General features: G+C 75.3%; 25 protein-coding genes. 21 read left to right on the top strand and 4 right to left on the bottom strand.

What is annotated here, in order from left to right:
* Positions 1 to 245: 245 nt before the first annotated feature.
* On the bottom strand, positions 246 to 1241 hold the full coding sequence (locus ACZ4V6_RS12715) for a MerR family transcriptional regulator (protein WP_467825870.1): 996 nt from the start codon (positions 1239 to 1241) through the stop codon (positions 246 to 248).
* A 160-nt stretch (positions 1242 to 1401) separates the two neighbouring features.
* Here ACZ4V6_RS12715 and ACZ4V6_RS12720 point away from each other — a divergent pair, with 160 nt between their 5' ends.
* The 4 genes from ACZ4V6_RS12720 to ACZ4V6_RS12735 all read left to right on the top strand — a co-directional run bounded on the left by ACZ4V6_RS12720 (position 1402) and on the right by ACZ4V6_RS12735 (position 4067).
* Entirely contained in the window at positions 1402 to 2010 is a 609-nt protein-coding gene (locus ACZ4V6_RS12720) for a sigma-70 family RNA polymerase sigma factor (protein ID WP_467825873.1), read from the top strand.
* A gap of 104 nt (positions 2011 to 2114) precedes the next feature.
* Positions 2115 to 2960, top strand: coding sequence for a DUF4397 domain-containing protein (locus ACZ4V6_RS12725; RefSeq protein ID WP_467825875.1), 846 nt, complete (start codon positions 2115 to 2117; stop codon positions 2958 to 2960).
* A gap of 220 nt (positions 2961 to 3180) precedes the next feature.
* Positions 3181 to 3588, top strand: a complete 408-nt coding sequence (locus ACZ4V6_RS12730; protein ID WP_467825877.1) for a class F sortase — start codon at positions 3181 to 3183, stop codon at positions 3586 to 3588.
* Positions 3589 to 3590: 2 nt separating this feature from the next.
* Positions 3591 to 4067: a hypothetical protein gene (locus tag ACZ4V6_RS12735; RefSeq protein ID WP_467825879.1), complete on the top strand. Its 477-nt coding sequence runs from the start codon at positions 3591 to 3593 to the stop codon at positions 4065 to 4067.
* Positions 4068 to 4311: 244 nt separating this feature from the next.
* Here the strand turns inward: ACZ4V6_RS12735 and ACZ4V6_RS12740 are convergent, their stop codons facing one another.
* On the bottom strand, positions 4312 to 4716 hold the full coding sequence (locus tag ACZ4V6_RS12740; protein ID WP_467825881.1) for a hypothetical protein: 405 nt from the start codon (positions 4714 to 4716) through the stop codon (positions 4312 to 4314).
* A gap of 157 nt (positions 4717 to 4873) precedes the next feature.
* Positions 4874 to 6538, bottom strand: coding sequence for an FAD-dependent oxidoreductase (locus ACZ4V6_RS12745; protein ID WP_467825884.1), 1665 nt, complete (start codon positions 6536 to 6538; stop codon positions 4874 to 4876).
* A gap of 267 nt (positions 6539 to 6805) precedes the next feature.
* Here ACZ4V6_RS12745 and ACZ4V6_RS12750 point away from each other — a divergent pair, with 267 nt between their 5' ends.
* The 10 genes from ACZ4V6_RS12750 to ACZ4V6_RS12795 all read left to right on the top strand — a co-directional run bounded on the left by ACZ4V6_RS12750 (position 6806) and on the right by ACZ4V6_RS12795 (position 14916).
* Positions 6806 to 8029, top strand: a complete 1224-nt coding sequence (locus tag ACZ4V6_RS12750; RefSeq protein ID WP_467825887.1) for a SchA/CurD-like domain-containing protein — start codon at positions 6806 to 6808, stop codon at positions 8027 to 8029.
* A 77-nt stretch (positions 8030 to 8106) separates the two neighbouring features.
* On the top strand, positions 8107 to 8574 hold the full coding sequence (locus tag ACZ4V6_RS12755) for a cupin domain-containing protein (RefSeq protein ID WP_467825890.1): 468 nt from the start codon (positions 8107 to 8109) through the stop codon (positions 8572 to 8574).
* On the top strand, positions 8571 to 9860 hold the full coding sequence (locus ACZ4V6_RS12760; protein ID WP_467825893.1) for a beta-ketoacyl-[acyl-carrier-protein] synthase family protein: 1290 nt from the start codon (positions 8571 to 8573) through the stop codon (positions 9858 to 9860). The genes ACZ4V6_RS12755 and ACZ4V6_RS12760 overlap by 4 nt, the downstream gene beginning before the upstream one ends.
* Positions 9857 to 11104, top strand: coding sequence for a ketosynthase chain-length factor (locus ACZ4V6_RS12765; protein WP_467825895.1), 1248 nt, complete (start codon positions 9857 to 9859; stop codon positions 11102 to 11104). Before ACZ4V6_RS12760 ends, ACZ4V6_RS12765 begins: the two co-directional genes overlap by 4 nt.
* Before the next feature lie 91 nt (positions 11105 to 11195).
* Positions 11196 to 11465 carry an acyl carrier protein gene (locus ACZ4V6_RS12770; RefSeq protein WP_161167749.1) on the top strand — a complete coding sequence of 90 codons (270 nt, stop codon included), beginning with the start codon at positions 11196 to 11198 and terminating at the stop codon, positions 11463 to 11465.
* Between the two features lies 1 nt (position 11466).
* Complete coding sequence (locus tag ACZ4V6_RS12775; RefSeq protein WP_467825897.1) at positions 11467 to 11946, top strand: SRPBCC family protein; 480 nt, start codon at positions 11467 to 11469, stop codon at positions 11944 to 11946.
* 40 nt (positions 11947 to 11986) lie between these two features.
* Complete coding sequence (locus tag ACZ4V6_RS12780; protein ID WP_467825899.1) at positions 11987 to 12322, top strand: TcmI family type II polyketide cyclase; 336 nt, start codon at positions 11987 to 11989, stop codon at positions 12320 to 12322.
* A gap of 324 nt (positions 12323 to 12646) precedes the next feature.
* Positions 12647 to 13555, top strand: coding sequence for a DUF3152 domain-containing protein (locus ACZ4V6_RS12785; protein WP_467825901.1), 909 nt, complete (start codon positions 12647 to 12649; stop codon positions 13553 to 13555).
* Positions 13556 to 13623: 68 nt separating this feature from the next.
* Positions 13624 to 14058 carry a PPOX class F420-dependent oxidoreductase gene (locus ACZ4V6_RS12790; protein ID WP_467825902.1) on the top strand — a complete coding sequence of 145 codons (435 nt, stop codon included), beginning with the start codon at positions 13624 to 13626 and terminating at the stop codon, positions 14056 to 14058.
* Positions 14059 to 14169: 111 nt separating this feature from the next.
* Positions 14170 to 14916 (top strand): DUF4142 domain-containing protein, encoded by a 747-nt coding sequence (locus ACZ4V6_RS12795; RefSeq protein WP_467825905.1) that lies wholly within the window; start codon positions 14170 to 14172, stop codon positions 14914 to 14916.
* 104 nt (positions 14917 to 15020) lie between these two features.
* Here ACZ4V6_RS12795 and ACZ4V6_RS12800 read toward each other — a convergent pair whose 3' ends face one another.
* Positions 15021 to 15824, bottom strand: a complete 804-nt coding sequence (locus ACZ4V6_RS12800; protein WP_467825908.1) for a nuclease-related domain-containing protein — start codon at positions 15822 to 15824, stop codon at positions 15021 to 15023.
* 106 nt (positions 15825 to 15930) lie between these two features.
* On the opposite strand from ACZ4V6_RS12800, the gene ACZ4V6_RS12805 reads away from it, so the two are divergent.
* The 7 genes from ACZ4V6_RS12805 (at position 15931) to ACZ4V6_RS12835 (ending at position 22496) form a co-directional block, all read left to right on the top strand.
* A complete protein-coding gene (locus ACZ4V6_RS12805; RefSeq protein WP_467825911.1) occupies positions 15931 to 16437 on the top strand; it encodes a protein-tyrosine phosphatase family protein in 507 nt (168 codons plus the stop codon).
* 86 nt (positions 16438 to 16523) lie between these two features.
* Positions 16524 to 17258: a hypothetical protein gene (locus ACZ4V6_RS12810; protein ID WP_467825913.1), complete on the top strand. Its 735-nt coding sequence runs from the start codon at positions 16524 to 16526 to the stop codon at positions 17256 to 17258.
* Positions 17255 to 18499 (top strand): ATP-binding protein, encoded by a 1245-nt coding sequence (locus ACZ4V6_RS12815; RefSeq protein ID WP_467825916.1) that lies wholly within the window; start codon positions 17255 to 17257, stop codon positions 18497 to 18499. Before ACZ4V6_RS12810 ends, ACZ4V6_RS12815 begins: the two co-directional genes overlap by 4 nt.
* Before the next feature lie 68 nt (positions 18500 to 18567).
* Entirely contained in the window at positions 18568 to 19056 is a 489-nt protein-coding gene (locus ACZ4V6_RS12820) for an SH3 domain-containing protein (RefSeq protein WP_467825918.1), read from the top strand.
* A gap of 43 nt (positions 19057 to 19099) precedes the next feature.
* Positions 19100 to 20473 carry an FtsW/RodA/SpoVE family cell cycle protein gene (locus ACZ4V6_RS12825; protein ID WP_467825921.1) on the top strand — a complete coding sequence of 458 codons (1374 nt, stop codon included), beginning with the start codon at positions 19100 to 19102 and terminating at the stop codon, positions 20471 to 20473.
* A 16-nt stretch (positions 20474 to 20489) separates the two neighbouring features.
* Positions 20490 to 21947, top strand: coding sequence for a penicillin-binding transpeptidase domain-containing protein (locus ACZ4V6_RS12830; protein ID WP_467825922.1), 1458 nt, complete (start codon positions 20490 to 20492; stop codon positions 21945 to 21947).
* A gap of 45 nt (positions 21948 to 21992) precedes the next feature.
* Entirely contained in the window at positions 21993 to 22496 is a 504-nt protein-coding gene (locus ACZ4V6_RS12835) for a DUF3291 domain-containing protein (RefSeq protein ID WP_467825924.1), read from the top strand.
* The last annotated feature ends 14 nt before the right edge of the window (positions 22497 to 22510 follow it).

The following is a 22510-nucleotide window of genomic DNA, read 5'->3' on the forward strand; positions in this document are numbered from 1 at the left end:
CGGTGCGCGGCGGGCCGGTCTCCGGCTCCGTGAGGTCCACTCTTCGCTCCCCCTCGCTGGAAGGTCACCGGCTGTCCGTCCTCATCGTCTGTTCCCCGTGCCGGGCGCCGCCGGATGCGGCTTCCGCGATCCGGCCGGCTCTCACCCGGATGCCGGATCGCCGCGTGCGCACGGCGTCCACCGGGGCGCGTCCCGTGCGGCGGGCGGAACGCCACCGGGCGCGCGTACCCGGCGACGGCGTCGCCTCACCCGCGGACGACGGACTCGATCACGGCCACGGCCTCCGCCAGCCCGGGAGGGTGCGGCGATCCGGGCGAGGTCTGTCCGGCCCAGCCGGGTCCGAGGGTGAGCACGACCGGCCTCCTGCGGGCGCCGCGCACCCCCCACTCGAGCGCCGCGATGTACTGGGCCAGCGGCCGGCTGGCCGTGGTCCGGGACTGCGCCCACAGGGCCACCGCGGCCGGCCCGGTCCTGCGGACCGCGGCCACGAGGGACTCCACGGGCAGCGAGCCGCCGAACATCCGCACGGGCAGGCCCCGTTCGGCCAGTACGGCGGCCAGCACCTCGAGCGGCAGCGTGTGGTTCTCGGCGGGGACGCAGGCGAGCACGGTGACGGCGCCGGGAGGACCGGCCGGCGCCCGGGGCGTGTGGCGCCGCAGCGCGCCGGAGACGTGCCAGGACAGGAAGTGCTCGACCTCGACGTACCTCTCTCCGGAGCTCTCCCACTTGCGGCCGACCGCCTGGAGCGTCGGCACGATCACCTCCGTCCAGGCGGCGACCAGGCCGTACTCCTCGATCACGCCGCTCAGCAGCTCGTCGAGGGCGGTCGCGTCCAGGCGCAGGGCCGCGCGGGCGATCCCCTTGCACTCCTGGCGCGCGTCACCGAGCCGCAGCCCCGTCGCGGCCCGGCTGCGCGCCCGGGCCGCGGGCGGCGCGACGGGGGCGCCGCCCGCCGCGGGCGGGGGCGTGCCGGCGTCCGCCCCGCCGAGGGCCAGGCGTGCGGCCTCGGCCGGTGGCAGTCCGGTGGCCGTCAGGGCGCACATCCGTTCCAGCCGGGCCACGTCCCCGGCGGTCCAGCGGCGGTGCCGGCCGTCGGTGCGGGCGGCCGGGCCGAGGCCGTAGCGGCGGTCCCAGGACCGCACCGTCGTCGGCGCCACCCCCAGACGCCGCGCCACCTCTCCCGTGGTCAGCCCTCCGCCGGGTCCCGCGCCCGCCGCGTCGGCCTCGCCGTTTCCGTCCACGGCCCCAGCATACGACGCACAAGCGACGCATGTTGCCTGCGTCGTTTCACATCGGAAGAGTGGACCGCACGAGCCGGTGGCGACGGCGCACGCGCCGTCGCCACCCGCTTCGCGGGCGGCCCTCCGCCACGTTCGGCGCAGACGGCAGGAGGAACAGGTCATGGCCACGAACACCCGGCGCACCGGCGCTCCCGCTCCCGCCGCGCAGGAGACCCGGTACGAGGAGGAACTCGCCCGTGGCCTGCTCGCCGCCGACGAACACGCCTTCGCGGCCGTGTACCGGCGCTGGGGCTCGCTCGTGCACGGCATGGCCACGCGCTCGCTCGGCGACGCGCACGAGGCGGAGGACGTGACCCAGCAGGTCTTCCTCGGCGCCTGGCGCGGACGGAGCGGCTACCGTCCCGAGCAGGGACCGCTCGGCGGCTGGCTGGTCGGCATCACCCGCCGCAAGATCGTCGACGCGCTCGCCGCCCGGACCAGACGCCTCACCCTGACCGACACCGCCGGGCACGACGCCGACGCGCATCGGCACGACGACGGCGCGCCGGACGAGGTCCTGGACCGCGTGCTCCTGGTCGACGCGCTGTCCCGGCTGCCGCACGGCCAGCGCGAGGTGCTGTGCCTGGCCTTCTACCAGGACCTCACCCAGGCCCAGATCGCCGAGCGCACCGGCCTGCCCCTCGGCACCGTCAAGAGCCACACCCGGCGCGGCCTGCTCCGGCTGCGCGAGGCCGTCGGACGGGGCCGCGCCGACGAGGACGCGGCGTAGGCACCGCACGGCGGGCGCCGCCGCGCGCATCCGCGACGGCGCCCGCGCACGAACCACTGACGAGACTGCGCGAACGACGCAGCCGCCACGGAGGGATGATTCCCATGGCCACCCGGACCCCCCTCGTCCTCGGCGCGTCGGCCGGTGCCTGCGCCCTCGTGCTCACCGTCGCAGCCCCCGTCGTGGCCGCCCCCTCGGCCGCCGGCGGCGACACCGCCGAGGTGTCGGTCTTCCACGGCGTCCCCGGACTGACCGCCGACGTCTACGCCAACGGCGACAAGCTGCTGAGCGGCTTCGAACCCGGCACGGTGACCGATCCGCGGCCGCTGGACGCCGGCACCTACGACATCGAGGTCTTCCCGGCCGGCCAGGGCCCCGGCGGCACCCCGGCCGCCGAGAAGCAGATCAAGGTGCCGGCAGGAGCGAACGCCACGATCGCCGCCCACCTCTCCGCCGACGGCGAGCCCGAACTGACGTCCTTCGTCGACGACGTCTCCCAGGTCGACGCCGGCAAGGCGCGGCTGACGGTGCGCCACGTCGCCGCCGCACCGGCCGTGGACGTCCGGGCGGACGGCCGGACCGTCTTCACGGGGCTGGAGAACCCCGACCAGGACACCGCCGTGGTCGACGCCGGCACGGTCTCGGCCGAGGTGGTGCCGGCCGGCACCGACACCGTGGCGATCGGCCCCGCGGACCTCCGGCTCGAGGAGGGCGCGGACACCATCGTCTACGCCTGGGGCAGCGCGGCCGACAAGAACCTCGCGCCGGCGACCCAGACGCTCAGCGGCATGGAGTCGGCGCCGAAGGGCGTGCACGCGGGCGGCGGCGCCGCCGCGGCCGCGGCCTTCACCAACTCCTCGGACCAGTGGCAGGCCTGGGCGGCGGCGACCGGCGTGGTCACCCTCACGGGCGTGCTGGTGATCCGCCGGGCCGCGGGCCGGCGTGACTGACGCGGCACGGCGGCCCACCGGTCCCGTCGTGGCGGCCGCCGCCCTCGCGGCGGCCGTCGCGTTCGGCGCCGCCCCGTCGCCACCGCAGCCGTCACCGCGCGACTTCGGGCCGGCCCGGGCCGCTCCCGCCGCCGCGTCCGAGGGGCCCTCCCGTGCAGGCCCGGCGCGTTCCACTCCCCCACCGCGCACGAGTCCTCCCCGGCGCGTCCTGGTGCCCTCCGTGGGCCTCGACGCCCCGGTCCGCCCGGTGGGGGTCACCGGGGCGGGCGACCTCGCCGTTCCGTCCGATCCGTCCGTCGCGCGCTGGTACCGCTTCGGACCGGCCCTCGGCGGCGCCCGCGGTTCCTCGGTGCCGGCCGGGCACGTCGACGACGACACCGGGGAGTTCGCCGCGCTGTACGCCGTGGAGCCGGGCGACCGGGGCGAGGTACGGCGCGCCGGCGCCGGACCGGCCGCCCACCGCACCGTCGCGCGCGCGACGGTGCCGAAGGACGCGCTCGCGCCCTCGGTCCTCCGCAGGAGCGGGCCGCCGGTGCCGACCCTCATCACCTGTGCCCCTCCCTTCGTCCCCGAGGAAGGCGGCTACCGGGCCGACCTGGTCGTCACCGCGGCGCCGACGGGAGAGTGACGGTGTCACACGTCGACCCGGCGCACCTGGTGGAGCTGGTCCTGGGCAACGGCGCGTCGCCCGAGGACGCGCGCGCCCTGGAGCACATCGCCCGCTGCGAACGCTGCCGGGACGACCTGCGCCTGATGACCCGTCTGGTCGCCGCGGCCCGCTCGGTCGAGGAGGCGGACCTTCCCACCGCCCCTCCGGAACGGGTGTGGCGGCACCTCGCCCGGGAACTGGCCGACGACTCCGCCGCCGCGGCGAAGCCGCCCCGCGAACCGCCGACGGTCCCGGCAGGTCCGGACCGCCCGCTCCGCTCCCCGGGCGCCCCCGGGCGGCGGAGCGGCCTGGCGTGCTGCCTGCTCGCCGGCGTGCTGATCGCGTGGTGGCGCGGCCGCGGACGACCGCCCGGGGCGTACGGACCGGTGACGGGGCTCCCGCCCGGGCGGGAGGCGGGCCCGCGCCGTCTCAGCCGCCGACGAGGGCGACCAGTTTGACGAAGACCGGTACGGGGCCGGTCGTGAGGTCCACGGTGTCGTCGAGGTGTTCAGCCGGCGGTCGCCGGACAGGACGAAGAAGCCGTCGGCCCCGAAGGCGCGTTCGGCCGCCTCGGTCTGGCGGGCCGGGGCACCGGGGCGTCGTTCGGCATGGCGGGATGATGACAGGGGGGACTGACAACGCGGTCGGCTGCGCATCGGGCCGTCCCCGCGCGCTCGCCCGGCTCCGCCTCCGCGCCGCCCTTCAGACCCGGCGGAGCACCACCAGGACGACCAGGAGCACCGTCGCGCCCGCGCTCATGCCGTGGGCGACCACCCCGGTCAGCGGAAAGTGGCGTTCCGCCGTGCCGGTGGCCTGCGAGTGGCGGCCGGAGCCGGGCAGCCGGCGCAGCAGCATCATGAAGCCGAGGGCGGCCACGACGAGGACCGCGGCGCAGGCCGCCCACGCCGGGCCCCGAAGGCCGCCCAGGAGGTACGCGGTCCAGGCGGCCAGCCCGGTGACGGCGAGCGCCACGTGGCCGACCACCAGCCACAGCGGCAACCGCGTCACGCCGGGCGTGCGCTGGCGCAGGCCGCCGTGGCGGATCCAGACGGTGGCGAGGTGGGCGCCCAGGGCCGCGGTCAGCAGCCAGGCGCCCAGGACGACCATGCCCGTGTGTTCCCTTCCCCCTGCCCGGTGACGGTGCGCTGTGTCTCAGCGGACCCAGCACAGCGCACCCGGCGGGGGCGGACCGGACGTCCATTCAGGGATTCACCCGTTGGCGTGAACCATGTCGCTCGGGTCTGGCCAAGCGGGGCCCGGGGTGTCAGGCCAGGGACAGGACCGACGCCACCACCTGGCGCAGCAACGCCGTGGGGTCCGGCGCCGGTCCCGGGGCCCGCCACGCCACGAAGCCGTCGGGGCGCACCAGGACCGCCCCGCCGCACGTCACACCGTGGGCCTTCGCCCAGTCGGTGTCGTCGTTCTCGGGCAGCAGGTCGGCGTCCAGGGACTTGCCCACCCGGTACGGCGTCAGCGGGATCCGCATCTCGCCGGCCAGCCGCGTCGCCGCCTCGTGCCAGCCACTGGACTCCGTCGCGTCGCTGAGCAGGACGAGGGAGCGTTCGTAGAGGTCGAGCGTGGAGACGCGGTCGTCGCCGCGGAGCAGCCACAGGTGCGGGGCCCTGCTGCCGGGTTCGCCCGTCAGCGAGAGCTCCTCCGGGACCACCGGCGTCGCCGGGTCGGCGCCGACGACCGCGCCCCGGGGGTAGCGGTAGCCGAGGGCGACGTTGAGGATGCCGCGCTGCGGGCCGCCGCCGCCTCCGGCCGCCGGGGGCGGGGCGAAGCCGGGGTGGCTGTGCTCGGCGGAGCGGGCGGCGGCGCGGGCGCTGGTGGCCTCCGCGACCGGGCGGCGTTCGGCGTCGTAGGTGTCGAGGAGGCCGTCGCCGGCCCAGCCGTCGAGGACGGCGGCCAGCTTCCAGGCGAGGTTGTGGGCGTCCTGGATGCCGGTGTTGGAGCCGAACGCGCCGGTGGGGGACATCTCGTGGGCCGAGTCGCCGGCCAGCAGGACGCGGCCCGAGCGGTAGCTGCGGGCGACGCGCTGGGCGGCGTGCCAGGGGGCCTTGCCGGTGATCTCGACGTCGAGGTGCGGATCGCCGACCGCGCGGCGGATGTGGTCGGCGCAGCGCTCGTCGGTGAAGTCCTCCACCGTTTCGCCGTCCTCCGGGTGCCAGGGGGCGTGGAAGACCCAGTCCACGCGGTTGTCCACCGGGAGCAGGGCGCCGTCCGCGTCCGGGGCCGTGAGGTAGCAGACGATGAAGCGGCGGTCGCCCACGACGTCGGCGAGCCGGCGGGAGCGGAAGGTGATGCTGATGTTGTGGAAGAGGTCGCCGGGACCGCTCTGTCCGATCCCGAGCCGCTCACGGATGGGACTGCGGGGGCCGTCGGCGGCCACCAGGTAGTTCGCGCGGATCGTGGTGTGCTCGCCGGTCTCCCGGTTCCTGACGATCGCCGTGACCCCGTCGGCGTCCGTGTCGAACGACATCAGTTCCGTGCCGAAGCGCAGGTCGCCGCCGAGTTCGCGGGCGTGGGCGAGCAGTTCGGGCTCGAGGTCGTTCTGACTGCACAGGCACCACCCGCTGGGGCTGAACCGGGCGAGTCCGTTGCCCGGGTCGATCTTCCTGAACAGCCACTCCCCCGCGTCGCCGACCAGCGTCGGGGTCTGGAGGATGCCGTGGTTGTCGGCCAGCGTGGCGGCGGCCCGCCGGATGAGCGGCTCGGTGCCCGACACCCGGAACAGCTCCATCGTGCGGACGTTGTTGCCGCGCCCCCGGGGGTGGATGGAGGTGCCCGCGTGCCGCTCCACCAGGGTGTGCCGGACGCCGAGCCGGCCCAGGAAGACCGAGGTCGACAGGCCGACCAGGGAACCTCCGACGATCAGCACCGGGACGCGGTGGACCACGGGTCCCGATCGATCGGCTCTTTCTTTCATCGCTCGTTCCTCCATTGCGTCGGGCCTCGGTGGGGCCGTCGTCGAGTGCCAGGTCCCGTGACGTGCAGGGGCCGGGGCTTCATGCATGCCCCGTGACGCCTGCGGCGGCTCAGGCTTCACCCGCTTAACCCGTCTGGTTCGCGGTCCCCGCGGGAACGGCCCACGATCGTGCTTACGCGACCGGCGCATCCCGTCGCACACGGCATGCGCAGCGACGGTCGTACTCCCCCGTACACGAGGAAGTTCCCCCGAGAAGAGGTGGGCCGGATGACGGTCTCTCCCGTCGTGTCGTCGGATTCCGGATCGACGGATCCCGCAGTCATGGGTGCCGGGGCGACGGCCGCCGTGTCCGCGGACGCGGGCGGCGTCTCGATATCCGCGTTCGACGGATCCCGCGTGCGGGTCGTGCTGATGCTGGACATCCACGACGGCATGCAGCAGGAGTTCCTCGACGCCTACGAGCGCATCCGTCACCGGGTCGCGGCCGTGCCGGGTCATGTCAGCGACCAGCTGTGCCAGTCCCTGGAGAACCCGACGCAGTGGCTGCTGACCAGCGAATGGGAGAGCGCGGCGCCCTTCCTGGCATGGGTCAACAGCGACGAGCACCTGTCGACCGTCGAGCCCCTGCAGGACTGCGTCCGCGACACCCGTTCCCTGCGCTACAGCGTGCTGCGGGAGACCGCCTCCGACGGTGCGGGGGTGTCCGTGGCGGCCGGTGAGGCGCTGTGCGCCCCTCCCCGGGTGGGGGGCAACGTCGTCCGGCACGCCCTGACCTTCACCGTGCGGCCCGGCAGCGAGGCCAAGGTCGCCGAGCTGCTGTCGAACTACGCCTCCCCCGAGGCCCGGGTCGCCGAGAACACCCGGCTGCTGCGCACCTCGCTGTTCATGCACGGCAACCGGATCGTGCGGGCGGTGGAGGTGCAGGGCGATCTGCAGACCGCGCTGCGCCACGTCGCCCGGCAGCCCGGGGTGCGGGCGGTCGAGGAGGCCCTGAACCCGTACCTGGAACAGGACCGCGACCTGAAGGACCCGCACTCCGCACGCCGGTTCTTCACCCTGGCCGCGATGCCGGCCGTCCACCACGTGGCGTCCGCGACGGGGGCCGAGGCGCGCCCGCAGCGGTGTGCGCTGCTCTATCCGGTCCGGGCCGGCGCGGGCCCGGAGCTCGCCCGGCTGCTGGCGCGGCAGGACGCGTCCGCCGTGTACACCCCGGACGGTCCGGTCCTCGCGGCCACCGTCTTCCACCGCGACGACCTCGTCGTACGGCTGGTCGACGTGGCCGGTGACCCGGACGAGGCACCCGCGTTCGTCCTGGGGCTGCACGACCGCGGGGGATCCGCCGACGCGGCCGGTGTCGCGGTGGCCGAACGGCTGCTGGACACCGCCTCGGTCGGCATCGACGGGCCCCTGACGGACGCCGGCACGCTGTCGCGGCTGCTCGCGCGGGCCCGCATGACCCCGCTGACCGACCGGCGTTCGCTCCCCTCCTGACCCGTCGGCGCGCGGCCCGCCGGCCGGGCCGCGCGCCGGCCTCCCCCACCGCCTTCCGTCCTTCCGGAGTGACCGACATGACAGACCAGCAGGTACGCATCGTCTCCCTCGGCGACATCCCTCCCAACACGCGCCGCGGCGGAGACCTCCGCGCCCTTCTCACACCCACCACCGCCGGGTCGACCAGCGGTTTCATGGGCGTGGCCATCGTGCAGCCCGGCGACCGCATCGCCGAGCACTACCACCCCTACTCCGAGGAGTTCGTGTACGTCACCGACGGCACGCTCGAGGTGGACCTGGACGGGGCGCCGCACGCGCTCTCCGTCGGGCAGGGAGTGCTGATCCCGCAGAACGTGCGCCACCGCTTCCGCAACGTCGGCGACGCCGAGGCGAGGATCGTGTTCCACCTGGGGCCGCTGGCCCCGCGGCCGGAGCTCGGCCACGTCGACACCGAGGACGCGGAGGGCAACGCCCTGCCGCTCGACGGCCACGCGGGGTGCGCCGGGCACGGGCGTCCCGCCGCCGCGGCCGAGGCGGTGTCATGACGCGGCGACGGGTCGCCGTCACGGGCATAGGCGTCGTCGCCCCGGGCGGGATCGGCGTGCCCCGGTTCTGGGACCTGCTGTCCGAGGGCCGTACGGCGACGCGGCGCATCTCCCTCTTCGATCCGGCCGGGCTGCGTTCGCAGATCGCCGCCGAGTGCGACTTCGAACCGTCCGCGCTCGGGCTGGACCTCGCCACCGTGCAGCGGTGCGACCGGTACGTGCAGTTCGCGCTCGTCGCCGCCGCCGAGGCGGTGCGCGACGCGGAGCTCGACCCGGGCCGGCTGGACCCGTGGCGGGCCGGTGCCACGCTGGGCACCGCGGTGGGCGGCACGACCCGGCTGGAGCACGACTACGTCCTGGTCAGCGAGCGCGGCTCGCGGTGGGACGTGGACGACCGGCGGGCCGAGCCGCACCTGGAGCGGGCCTTCACCCCGGCGACGCTCGCGTCGGCCGTGGCCGAGGAGTTCGGCGTGCGCGGGCCGGTGCAGACCGTGTCCACCGGGTGCACGTCCGGTCTGGACGCGGTGGGGTACGCCTACCACGCCGTCGCCGAGGGACGCGTCGACGTGTGCCTGGCGGGGGCGGCGGACTCGCCGATATCGCCGATCACCATGGCCTGCTTCGACGCCATCAAGGCGACCTCGCCGAACAACGACGACCCGGCGCACGCCTCCCGGCCCTTCGACGCCGACCGCAACGGTTTCGTCATGGGCGAGGGCGCGGCGGTGCTCGTCCTGGAGGACCTGGAGCACGCCCGGGCCCGCGGCGCGGACGTGTACTGCGAGATCTCCGGCTACGCGACCTTCGGCAACGCGTACCACATGACCGGGCTCACCAAGGAGGGCCTGGAGATGGCGCGGGCGATCGACACCGCGCTGGACATGGCCCGGCTGGATCCCACCGCCGTCGACTACGTCAACGCGCACGGCTCCGGCACCCAGCAGAACGACCGGCACGAGACCGCCGCGGTCAAACGGTCGCTGGGCGAGCACGCGTACAGGACGCCGATGAGCTCGATCAAGTCCATGGTGGGCCACTCGCTCGGCGCGATCGGCTCGATCGAGCTGGCCGCGTGCGTGCTGGCGATGCACCACCAGGTGGTGCCGCCCACGGCCAACTACACGACCCCCGACCCCGAGTGCGACCTGGACTACGTGCCGCGCGAGGCCCGGGAGCGTCCGCTTCGGCACGTGCTGTCGGTGGGCAGCGGCTTCGGCGGCTTCCAGTCCGCCGTCGTACTCAGCGGTTCCGGTTCTGGTCCCGGCTTGGAAGGAGGGCCGCGATGAGCGGACGACAACGGCCCCGGCGGGCGGTCGTCACCGGCCTCGGTGTGGTGTCCCCGCACGGCATCGGGGCGGAGGCGCACTGGAAGGCGGTCGCGGACGGCACCAGCAGCCTCGGGCCCGTCACCCGGGAGGGCTGCGGGGACCTGCCGCTGAAGGTGGCGGGCGAGGTGCGCGGCTTCGACCCGTCGGAACTGATCGACGAGCGGTACCTCGTCCAGACCGACCGGTTCACGCACTTCGCGATGACCGCCGCGCAGCTCGCGCTCACCGACGCGCGGTTCGGCCGCGGTGACGTCGCCTCGCCGTACTCGGTGGGCGTGGTCACCGCGGCGGGTTCGGGCGGCGGCGAGTTCGGTCAGCGGGAGCTGCAGAACCTGTGGGGCCAGGGCTCGCGGTACGTCGGCCCGTACCAGTCGATCGCCTGGTTCTACGCGGCCAGCACCGGCCAGATCTCCATCAGCAACGACTTCAAGGGTCCCTGCGGTGTCGTCGCCGCCGACGAGGCGGGCGGTCTGGACGCCCTGGCGCACGCGGCACTGACCGTGCGGGGCGGCACCGACACGGTGGTGTGCGGCGCGACGGAGGCGCCGCTGGCCCCGTACTCGATCGTCTGCCAGCTGGGTTACCCCGAGCTGAGCCGGGCGGCCGAGGCGGACCGTGCCTACCGCCCGTTCACGCGGGGGGCCTGCGGGTTCGCGCCGGCCGAGGGCGGAGCCGTGCTCCTGGTGGAGGAGGAGGTCACGGCGCGCGAGCGCGGGGCCGAGGCGCGGGCGACGGTGGCCGGTCACGCGGCGACCTTCACCGGCGCCTCCCGCTGGGAGGAGTCGCGGGCCGGGCTGGCGCGGGCGATCGAGGGCGCGCTGGCGGAGGCCGGCTGCCGGCCCGAGGAGGTGGACGTGGTGTTCGCGGACGCCCTCGGGGTGCCGGAGGCCGACCGGGCCGAGGCACTCGCGCTCGCCGACGCCCTCGGGCCGCACGCGCGGCGGGTGCCGGTCACCGCGCCCAAGACCGGGACCGGGCGGGCGTACTGCGCGGCGCCGGTGCTGGACGTGGCGACCGCGGTGCTCGCCATGGAGCACGGGCTGATCCCGCCCACCCCGAACGTCTACGACGTCTGCCACGACCTGGACCTGGTGGCCGGCCGGGCCCGCCCCGCCGAGCCGCGCACGGTCCTGGTCCTCGGCCGGGGGCTCATGGGCTGCAACTCGGCGCTGGTCCTGCGACAGGGCGCGCCCACCGCCTGAGGACCGGCCGGACCCCACCCGACCCGAGCCATCACCATCCCGAGCGGGCGCCGCCCCGGTGCGCGCCGATCCGAGTGAAGGAGTACCTCGCATGACCGACCAAGTGGACTACCAGGTGACCGTCGAGGAACTGTCGGCGCTCATGAAGCGCACCGCCGGTGTGCACGTCGACCCGGTCACCCTCCAGCAGCAGGCCGACGCCGGGTTCGACACCTTCGGCCTGGACTCCCTCGGCCTGCTGGGCATCGTGGCCGAGCTGGAGAAGCGGTACGGGCTGGGCCTGCCGGAGCAGGCCGAGCGCTGCAAGACGCCCGCTGATTTCCTCGCGCTGGTCAACGGCGCCCTGAAGACGGGAGTGTGACATGGCAGGGCACACCGACAACGAGATCACCATCGCCGCGCCGATGTCGCTGGTCTGGGACATGACCAACGACATCGAGAACTGGCCCCGGCTGTTCAGCGAGTACGCCTCCGTGGACGTCCTCGAACGCGACGGCGACCGGGTCACCTTCCGGCTCACCATGCACCCGGACGAGGAGGGGCGGGTGTGGAGCTGGGTGTCCGAGCGCGTCGCCGACCCGGTGACCCGCACGGTGCGCGCCCACCGGGTGGAGACCGGTCCCTTCCAGTACATGAACATCGTCTGGGAGTACACCGAGACCGCGGAGGGGACCCGGATGCGCTGGGTCCAGGACTTCGCGATGAAGCCGGAGGCTCCCGTCGACGACGCCGGGATGACGGACAACATCAACCGCAACTCCCGTACGCAGATGGCGCTGATCCGGGACCGGATCGAGCAGGCCGCGGGCGAACGGCGGACCACCGCGGTGCTCGCCGACTGACACCGCCGAACCGACTGGCACCGACGAAGGGCACCTCCCCATGCACCACACCCTGATCGTCGCCCGGATGGCACCGGGCGCGGCACCGGACATCGCGAAGGTGTTCGCCGAGTCCGACCGCGGCGAGCTGCCCCACCTGGTGGGCGTCAACCGGCGCAGGCTCTTCGAGTTCGGCGACGGTGTGTACCTGCACCTCATCGAGAGCGACGACGACCCGGCCCCCACCATCGGCCGGCTGACCGGGCATCCGGAGTTCCGCCGGGTCAGCGAGCGGCTCGAGCCGTACGTGTCGGCGTACGACCCGGCGACCTGGCGCGGCCCCAAGGACGCGATGGCGCGCTGCTTCTACACCTGGGACCGGACCAGCGCCGGCTGACGCCGGTCCGCCGAGCGTCGAGCGTCGGGGCCGCCCGCCTTCCGCGGGCGGCCCCGACGCGTGTGCCGGAGGTACGCGCGGACCTCCGAGGGCGTCCGGGGGTTGCCCCGCCGGAACCGGTGGCCGCCGTGAGAAGCCCCACGTCAGGGCCTGCGGCGGTTCCGCACGCACTTCCGGTTTGATCTTCGTGACACACCAGCGCCCAGGAGCGCAGGGGGAGTTGCGCTGCGTCCGTGTCACCGCCCGGCACCCCCGCCGTGCCGGGTCCCCGCGGCGGCCGGACCACGGTCCGCCGCCCGCCGACCAGGAGAGAGGACGCACGTCGTGGGCCGATCCACCGCCCGCCGGCCCCACCGCGGATCCGCGCCGGGTGGTGACGGGCCGAGGCCCCGCGCCCGCGCGCGGCGGCGTCCGGTCCGCGTGGCCCTGACCGGCATCGCCCTCGGCGCCGTGCTGGCCGGTGCCGGCGCCGCCGTCGCCCACTGGCGCGACGGCCGGTCCGCGGTGACGGACGACCGGGCGGCCGACGTGACCGACGCGCCGGCGGCCGCCGGGCGGACGGCCGGCCCCCGGACCGCCGGCGGCCCGCCGTCCGCGGCCCTCGACGGCGGCGCCTCCGCGTCCCCGTCCGCCGGGGCCTCCCCGTCCCCCTCCGCCATCGCCGTCCCCGCGACCGGCCCCGGCACCTTCATCACGGCGCGGGCCGACGGCACGGCCGTGGGCAGCGGCAGCCGCGTCCGGCGGTACAAGGTGCTCGTCGAGGAGGGCATCGACATCAGGCCGGACGCGGCGGCGGCCGAGATATCCGACGTGCTCGCCGACCCCCGCGGCTGGACCCGCGACGGCACCGAATCCTTCCGGCTCGTCGGCTCGGGCCCCTACGACTTCGTGGTGAAGATCGCCACGCCCGGCACCGTCGACGAGATCTGCGGCGCCGCCGGTCTGCTCACCCGGGGCGAGGTGAACTGCAGCGTCGGCAAGGACGTCGTGGTCAACCTCAAGCGCTGGGTGCTCGGTTCCCCGGAGTTCGACGGCCCGATCGGCGACTACCGGGCGCTGATCATCAACCACGAGGTCGGCCACCGCATCGGCCACGGCCACGAGACCTGTCCCGGTCCCGGCCGTCCCGCCCCCGCGATGATGCAGCAGATCAAGGGCCTCAAGGGCTGCGTCGCCAACGCCTGGCCCCACGACCGCGACGGCGACTACCTGGGCGGGCCCCCGGTTCCCTGACCACGGCCGGCCCCGGGCGGCGGGCGGTCCGCGGGACAGGCGGCGGGTCGAGGGGCGATGATCGCCCCATGACCACCACACCCTCCTTCGACCCGCGCGCCCTGCTGGCGGCGAGCCGGCTCGGCGTGCTCGCGACGATCAGGGCGGACGGCCGCCCCCAGCTGTCCCCCGTCACCCCGTTCTACGACCCCGGGGCCGGCGTCGTCCGCGTCTCGACCCGCGAGGGCCGGGCCAAGACCGCCAACCTGCGCCGGGACCCGTGGGCCGCGCTGGAGGTGACCGCCCCGGACGGCAGGTCCTGGGCCACCGCCGAGGGGACGGCGGCCCTGACCGGACCCGGCACCGACCCGCACGGCCCGGAGGTCGAGGCGCTCGTGGAGTACTACCGGGCGGCCGCCGGGGAGCACCCGGACTGGGACGAGTACCGCGCGGCCATGGTGTCCGACCGCCGGGTGCTGGTCACGATCACCGTCGACCGGGTCTACGGGGCCGATCTCGGCTGAGCGGGACGGGGCGGCGGGCCGGTCCGATTCTCACGCCGGAACGGTGATCGATCCGGCCGCCGTTCGCGTACTTCCTGGCGTACGAGTCCCACGCGTCGCCCTGGAGGCATCATGCGGCTGTCCCGCGGCAGGATCGGAGTCGTCGTCCTGTTCGCCGCGATGACCCTGACCCTCACCGCCCTGGCCTTCCCGGCCCTGCTCGGTCTGGACGGGCCCGACGGCGGTCAGGACCGCGTCGTCGCGAGCACGAGGTACGGTCCGCTCACCGAGGCCGACCGCGACTTCGTCGTCAAGGTCCGGGCCGCCGGGCTGTGGGAGTACCCGCTGGGCGAGACGGCCATGCGGCGCGGGACGACCGAGGAGATGCGGACGGCCGGCGAGCACCTGGTCGTCGGGCACGCCGGCCTCGACGCGATGTGCCGCGAGATCGCCCCCGAGCTGGGCATCACCCTGCCCAACGAGGCCTCCCCGCAGCAGCGGGGCTTCGTGGCGGCCGTCGACGCCGAGAGCGGCGAGGAGTTCGACTCCGCGGCGGTCAACATCATGCGCGTGACGCACGGCCAGATCTTCCCGGTCATCGCCAGGATCCGGGCCACCACCAAGAACACGCTCGTGCGGCAGCTGGCCGACCTGGCCAACGACACCGTCCTGGACCACATCACGGTCCTGGAGAGGACCGGACTGGTCGAGTACGACCGGGTCACCTTCCAGCAGACCGGCCTGGCGAAGCTCCCGAAGGAGAAGGTCACCCCGCCCCCGCCCCGGCCGGGAGAGCCGGTCCTGGTGCTCAGGCCGCGCCCCGACCTGGACGTGAACACGGCCTCGCCGGCACCGACGCCGTCCCCGGCGGCCCCCTGACCGCGTCCGCGGGCGACGGCGGGGGCGCCGGCCCTCTCCACGCCGGTGACGCGGGAGGAGGCGGCCGCGTGCCGGCGGGCGGGGCAGCCGGTGGTCCCGGGCGGTCAGACCCGGGTCCACGCGGTGCGGTCGCGCGCCGCCGCGTGCAGGGCCTCCACGTCCGCCGGCTTGAGGACCCCGCCCGGGCGGGCCAGGCCCGGCAGCTCCTCGGCCGTGAGGACGCGGACCCCGCGCGGCGGGACGGTGACCTCGACGCCGGCCGGGTCGACGAGGACCAGGACCGGACGGACCTCGGCGGTCAGGGCGTAGGACGCGCGGCCGGCGTCGGCGCGGACCCGGTCCAGCAGGGGCCACGGCGTGCGGCGGCCCAGCGTGACCAGCGGGTCGGCGAGCCGGACCCGCTGCCTTCGGGCGGGCAGCACGTGGACGGCGAAGAGGCCGCCGGGCCCGATCACCAGGTGGTGGATGCGGTCGCCGCCGGGCAGCGGGACGGAGTGCAGGGTGTGCCAGCCGGCGCGGTCGAACCGGTCGAGGACCTGCCCGGTCAGCTGCTCGGCCGCCAGCTCCCGGCGGCGCGGGTCGCGGCGCAGCCGGTGCGCCGGGCCGGGGGCGCGGTCCAGGGCGACCAGGAGCGCCTCGCCGGGCCGGTTGGGGGCGAGGTCGTCGTCCGGGTGGAGGGAGAGCCGGGCCAGCTCGGCGGGGGTGGGGACCGGGGGCGGGCCGACGGTGACGGGGCCGGTGACGAAGGGCGCCAGGGCGTCGAGCACCTCGTCCTCGCACGCGTCGTCCAGCAGGCTGACCCGGGCCGCCTCACGGTCGTACCAGGCGATGTCCCGGCCGTCCGCGAGGCGGACGTGGAGCCGCTCCCGGCCGTGCCACCGGGTCGGTACGACGCGCAGTCCGCTCATGCACCATCACCCCAGGACCATGGGACCAGGAGGGTGCTCCGGGGGCAAGAGCGGGCTACCGTTGCACAGGAGCGGGGCAGGCACCCGGGCGGGATGGGGAGGCGCGTTGCGTACCCGTGGCATGGGATCCGACGTACCGGCGCCGAGCAGGCCGTGGGACGAGATCGTGCCCGGACTGTGGATGGGCGGGCACGAGTTCAGGCGGCGGGGCGGGCAGCTGGAGCCCGCCGTGGTGCGGGACGAGTTCGACCTCGTGCAGACCCTGCTCAGGCTGACCGGTCACGGCCCGGACCCGGGCGTCGGGCACCAGGTGTGGCCGATTCCCGACGGACCGCTGGACGGGACGCAGCTCGCGGGGGTGATCCGGCTGGCCCAGGCCGCGGACGAGGCGCTGGACGCGGGCCGCAGGGTCCTCGTCCGCTGCCGTCACGGGTACAACCGCTCCGGGCTCGTGGTCGCCCACGTCCTGATGCGCCGGGGCCGCGACGCCGAGGAGGCGATGCGCCTGATCCGGGCCCGCCGCTCGCCGTGGGCACTGCACAACGAGCTGTTCGCGGAGTACCTGCGGGCCGGTCTGGTGACCGCCCGGCTGCTCGAGGAACTGGCCGAGTAGCCCGGCACGCGGCCGGGCAGGCAAAATGGACTCCCGTACGAACGAGGGTGCGGGGCCACCGACGATCACCGAACCGCAGGAGTGCCGTGCTCCCCAGCCGCCGTGGGCGCCCGGCCCGTGTCCCCGCCGCCTGCGTACTGCTGCTGGCGGCCTCGGCGACGGTCGCGGGCTGTGGTGACACGGGCGGACTGCGGAGCGCGGGCGCCGCGCCGACCGCGGTCAGCCCCCTCCGGCTGTGGCCGGACCTGACACCGGCGTCGTCCCCGGCCTACGACATCGGCGAGGTGGACCACGAGGTCGTCGAGGGCGTCGCCGTGCCGGGCGGCGACATCCGCCGGGCGGACCCGGTGGCCGCCGTGCGGGCGGAGATCGCCGCGCACCCGGACGACTACGCGGGCGGCAAGGCCCCGTACCGCGAGACGGCCCGCCGCATGGCCGACTGCGGTGCGGCCGGCGGGAGCGCCCGCTGCCCCGTGCTCCGGCCGTACTACCGGGACCTGACCGGCGACGGGCGCCCCGAGATGACGCTGGGCTTCCGGCTGCTGCCCGAGAAGATGACCGCCGTGCGCGTCTACAGCGTGGAGAAGGGCCGGCTCGTGCGGGTCATGTCCTACGAGGACGCCGTGAGCGCGGTCGAGCTGGCCGGGCGGTCGGTGATCGTCCGGTCCCCGTCGGAGGTGGCGGGCTACGAGTACCGGCTCCAGTGGACCTGGGACCCCGACCAGGACGCGATGCTCCTCACCCGCGACGAGATGCTGCGCGCCGGTGACGGAGCGGGCGCGGAACGCCCCTCCCCCTCCCCGTCGGCGGGCACCCGGTGAGGGCCGCCCTCCCGCGGTGGGCCGGCCCGCTCGCCCTGAAGGCCGGCGTCTTCATCACCGTGATGTGCTGCGCGCTCGCCGCGCTGCTCGGCGTCCTGGTGCACGTCTCGGTGACCGACCAGACCGTGGGACAGGCCCGCGAGGCCGCCCTGACCCGGCTGCGGGAGGCGACGACGGCGTACGAGGCGGGGGACCCGCTGCGCCGGGGCGCGGGCGTCGATCCGCCGGGGCTGCCGTCCTCGCTGCGGGAGCTGGCCGTCTCCGGCCGGCGCGGCACGATGGTCGACGATCACGACGGGCGCCCCACGATGTGGGCGGCGGGCCCGGCCGACGGCGGCCGGGTCCTCGCGGTGCGGATCGACCACTCCCAGGGCGAGCGCACCATCGACGGCCTGGACCGGGCGATCGTGTGGTCGTCGGGGCTGGCGATCGGGGCGACGCTGGTGGTGGGGGCGTTCGCGGTGACCCGGGTGACGCGCCGGCTGCACACGACGGCGCGCGTGGCGCGGCGGATCAGCGCCGGCGACCTCGACGCGCGGGTCAGCGACCCCCGGACGAAGGATCCGACGCGTCCGCAGGACGAGGTGGCCTCGGTCGCCGCCGCGCTGGACTCGATGGCGGCGTCGCTGCAGGGCAAGCTGCTCGCCGAGCAGCGGTTCACCGCGGACGTGGCGCACGAGCTGCGCACCCCGCTGACCGGGCTGCACGCGGCGGCCGAGCTGCTGCCGCCGGGCCGCCCGACCGAGCTGGTGCGCGACCGGGTGGCCGCCCTGCGCACGCTCACCGAGGACCTGCTGGAGATCTCCCGGCTGGACACCGGGCGGGAGCGCCTGGAGGCGGATCCGGAGGAGCTGGGCGCGCTGGTCCGGCGGGTCGTGCGGGGCTCCGGCACCGACGCGCGCGTGGACGTCGTACGGGACGCGCGGGTGGAGACGGACCGGCGGCGGCTGGAGCGGGTGCTCGGCAATCTCGTCGCCAACGCCGACCGGCACGGACGGGCGCCGGTGGTGGTCACCGTGGACGGCCCGGTGATCTCCGTGCGGGACCACGGGGACGGCTATCCGGAGTACCTCCTCGCGCACGGACCGCAGCGGTTCCGCACCGAGAGCGGCACGAAGGGACACGGACTCGGGCTGACGATCGCGCTCGGGCAGACGGAGGTGCTCGGCGCGCGGCTGGAGTTCGCCAATCCGCCCGACGGCGGGGCGCTGGCGACCCTGACGCTGCCTCAGCGGCCCTGACCGGCACGCCTTTCCCGTTCCTTCCCCGATGGCGCAGTGCGACGGGCGGCCCCCACCCGCCGCTCCTAATGTGGCGGTTAGTCACCTTCGACCACGTCGGCACCTTCGACCGCGTCGGCGCCCTCGCCTCCCGGGAGGTACCCATGCCGCTGCTGATCCCCCGCTCCCCCCTGACCCGGCGCATCGCCGTGACGGCCGTCGCCGTCGCCGTCACGCCCGCCGTCGCGGACGACGGCCGGGACGGCGGGGCCCCCGCCTCCGGCAGCGCCACCGGCAGCCCCGCCGGGAACGGCGACGGGAACGGGCAGGACGGCCGGCAGCAGGGCGACCGCCTGGGCCGCGTCACGGCCGAGCGGCTCGCCCTGCGCACCTCGCCGACCCGCGGCTTCGAGGTCCTCCGGTACGACCGCCGGGGCGAGACCGTCCACATCCACTGCAAGCCCTCCGGCGACACGGTGCAGGGCGACCCGCGCCGGCACCTCCTCGCGGACGGCACCTGGGCCCGGGGCGCGGCCCGCTGCATCGAGAACATCGGTCCCGCGCCGCGCTGGTGCTGACGCCACCGGCCCGCGCACCGCACCATGTGGGTAAATACCGGACATGACCAAGGCCGGAACCGAGACCGGAATCACCGTGGCACAGGCGGACACCCCCGCTCCCGCCGCCCGCCTCCCCCGGCGCCGTGGCATCGAACTCGCCCTCATCGTCATGGCCGTCCTGCTGTCGGTGTTCGGCTACTGCAACGTCGGCCTCGCCCAGCAGGGCGCCCTGCCGCCCGGCGCCGCGGGCTACGGCGCCGGGCTCGGGGTGCTCGCGGTCCTCGCGCACCTGGCGGTACGGCTGCGCGCCCCCTGCGCCGATCCGCTGCTGCTGCCCATCGGCGTGCTGCTCAACGGCCTCGGCCTGGTGCTGATCTACCGGCTCGACCTGGAGACGCCGGGCGACCGGGCGGCCCCGGCCCAGCTGGTGTGGTCCACGCTGGGCGTCGCGCTGTTCACCGTCGTCGTCCTGCTCCTGCGCGACCACCGCGCCCTCCAGCGCTACGCCTACGTCTGCGTCGCTGCGGCCCTCGTCCTGCTCACCGCGCCGATCCTGTTCCCGGCCGTGAACGGCGCCCGCATCTGGATCCGGGCCGGGGACTTCTCCATCCAGCCCGGCGAGTTCGCCAAGGTGCTCCTCGCCGTGTTCTTCGCCGCGTACCTGGCCGCCAACCGCAGCGCCCTGGCGTACGCGGGCCGCCACGTGTGGCGGCTGCAACTGCCCACCGGCCGGGTGCTCGGCCCGATCGTCGCCGTGTGGCTGGTCAGCGTCGGCGTCCTGGTCCTGGAGCGCGACCTCGGCACCTCGCTGCTGTTCTTCGGCCTGTTCGTCGTCCTGCTCTACGTCGCCACCGGCCGCACCGGCTGGATCGCCGTCGGCCTGCTGCTGGCCTCGCTCGGCGCGGTCGCCGTGGGCTGGCTGGAGCCGCACGTGCACAGCCGGGTGGAGGACTGGCTGCACCCGTTCGCGTCGATCGAGGCCGGAAGGGGCGCCAACCAGCTCGCCCAGTCGCTGTTCGCCTTCGCCGCGGGCGGGGTGACCGGCACGGGCCTCGGTCTCGGGCACTCCGTGCTGATCGGTTTCGCCGTCAAGTCGGACTTCATCCTGGCGACGGCCGGGGAGGAACTGGGCTTCCTCGGCCTGACCGCGATCTTCCTGCTGTACGCGCTGCTGGTGGAGCGCGGCTTCCGGGCGGGTCTCGCCGCCCGCGACCCGTTCGGCCGGCTGCTCGCGGTCGGCCTCTCCTCGATCGTGGCGCTCCAGGTGTTCGTCATCGCGGGCGGCGTGACCGGGCTGATCCCGCTGACCGGCATGGCGATGCCGTTCCTGGCCCAGGGCGGCTCGTCGGTGGTCACCAACTGGGCGATCGTGGCGCTGCTGATCCGGGTCAGCCACGCGGCCCGCAGCCTGGGCGACGGGCGGTCGGCGCCGTGAGCGGGGAGGGGCCGCGGTGACCCGGCACATCCGGCACGCCGCCGCCTTCTGCGCCCTGCTGCTGGTCGCCCTGGTGGTGAACGCCGCCCGCGTGCAGATCGTCCAGGCGCCGGAGTACGACGACAACCCCGCCAACCGCCGCCCGGACATCGCCCGTTACCAGCAGCCGCGCGGCGACATCCTGGTCGGCGGCGAGCCGGTCACCGGCTCCCGGGACACCGGCGAGCACCTGCGCTTCGAACGGACGTACGCGAACGGCCCGATGTACGCGCCGATCACCGGCTTCGCCTCCCAGGTGTACGGGACGACCCTGCTGGAGCACGCCGAGGACGGTCTGCTGTCCGGCGCCGACCCGATGCTCGCGCCGCTCCCGCTGTGGAACGACGTCACGGGTGTCCGCAACCCGGGCGGCGACGTGGTGACGACGATCGACGGGGCCGCGCAGCGGGCGGCGTTCGAGGGGCTCGGCGGGCGCAAGGGGGCGGTGGCCGCGATCGAGCCGTCCACCGGGCGGATCCTGGCGCTGGTGTCCGCCCCGTCGTACGACCCCCAGCTGCTCTCCGGCAACAGCACGGCCGCCACCCGGACCTGGGAGCGGCTGAACGACGACCCGGACAAGCCGATGCTCAACCGGGCGGTGCGCCGGACCTACCCGCCGGGCTCGACGTTCAAGGTGGTCACCGCGGCGGCGGCGCTGGACGCGGGCGTGGTCCGGGACCTCGACGCGCCGACCCGCTCCCCCGACCCGTACACGCTGCCCGGAACGCGGACGCGGCTGACGAACGAGGGGGAGGGGTGCCGGGACGCCTCGCTGCGGGAGGCCTTCGAGTGGTCCTGCAACACGGTGTTCGCCAAGCTCGGCGTGGACGTGGGCGTGGCGGGCATGGCGGCGACGGCGGAGGCGTTCGGCTTCAACGACGACGGGCTGCGCGTCCCCTTCTCGGTCGCGCGGAGCACCTTCGACACCTCGGTGGACCGGGCGCAGCTCGGGCTGTCGTCGATCGGCCAGTACAACACGCGGGCCACCCCGCTCCAGATGGCGGTGGTGGCGGCCGCGGTGGCCGACGGCGGGCAGGTGCGGGCGCCGTACCTGGTGGAGCGGACGGTGCGGGCGGGCGGCAGCGTGGTGGCGACGGCCGGGTCGCGGCCCGCCCGGCAGGCGATGAGACCGTCGACGGCCGAGCGGCTGAAGGAGCTGATGACCGGGGTGGTGGAGGACGGCACCGGCGCGAACGCGGCGATTCCGGGTGCCACGGTCGGCGGCAAGACCGGCACCGCCCAGCACGGCGTCGGCAACTCGGGTACTCCGTACGCCTGGTTCGTCTCCTGGGCGCAGGACGACCGGGACCCGGAGCCGAAGGTCGCGGTGGCCGTGGTGGTGGAGGGCTCCCCGGGCGGAGGGGAGGTCATCAGCGGGGGCGGGCTGGCGGCGCCGATCGCGCGGGCGGTGATGGAGGCGGTGCTCGCTGGATGAGACGGGGGTACCGGCTCGCCGGCGGCCCGACCTACCGTTCGGTACATGTCTGACACCACGTACGAACTCGCGCAGGTCAACATCGCCCGCCTCAAAGCCCCCTTGGACTCACCGCGGTTGAAGGACTTCGTGGACGGGCTCGATCCCGTGAACGCCGACGCGGACGCCGCCGACGGCTTCGTGTGGCGGCTGCAGGGCGAGGCGGGGGACGCGACCGACGTCTCCGTCTTCGGGGACTCCTGGCTGATCGTCAACATGTCGGTGTGGCGGGACGCGAACGCCCTGACGGCGTTCATGTACCAGGGGCGGCACCGGGAGATGCTGGCCCGGCGCAGGGAGTGGTTCGAGCGGGTCGCCGAGGCGATGGTGACCCTGTGGTGGGTCCCGGCGGGCCACCGGCCGACGGTCGCGGAGGCGGAGTCACGCCTGCTCCACCTGCGCACGCACGGACCGACGCCGTACGCCTTCACCCTGCGGACCTCGTTCCCGGCGGAGGCCTCGACGCCGGTGGCGGCCGAGGTGCCGGAAGGGCTGGGCTGCTCGGCCTAGGGACCTGAGCACCC

The organism is Streptomyces sp. NPDC029152 (assembly GCF_055564355.1).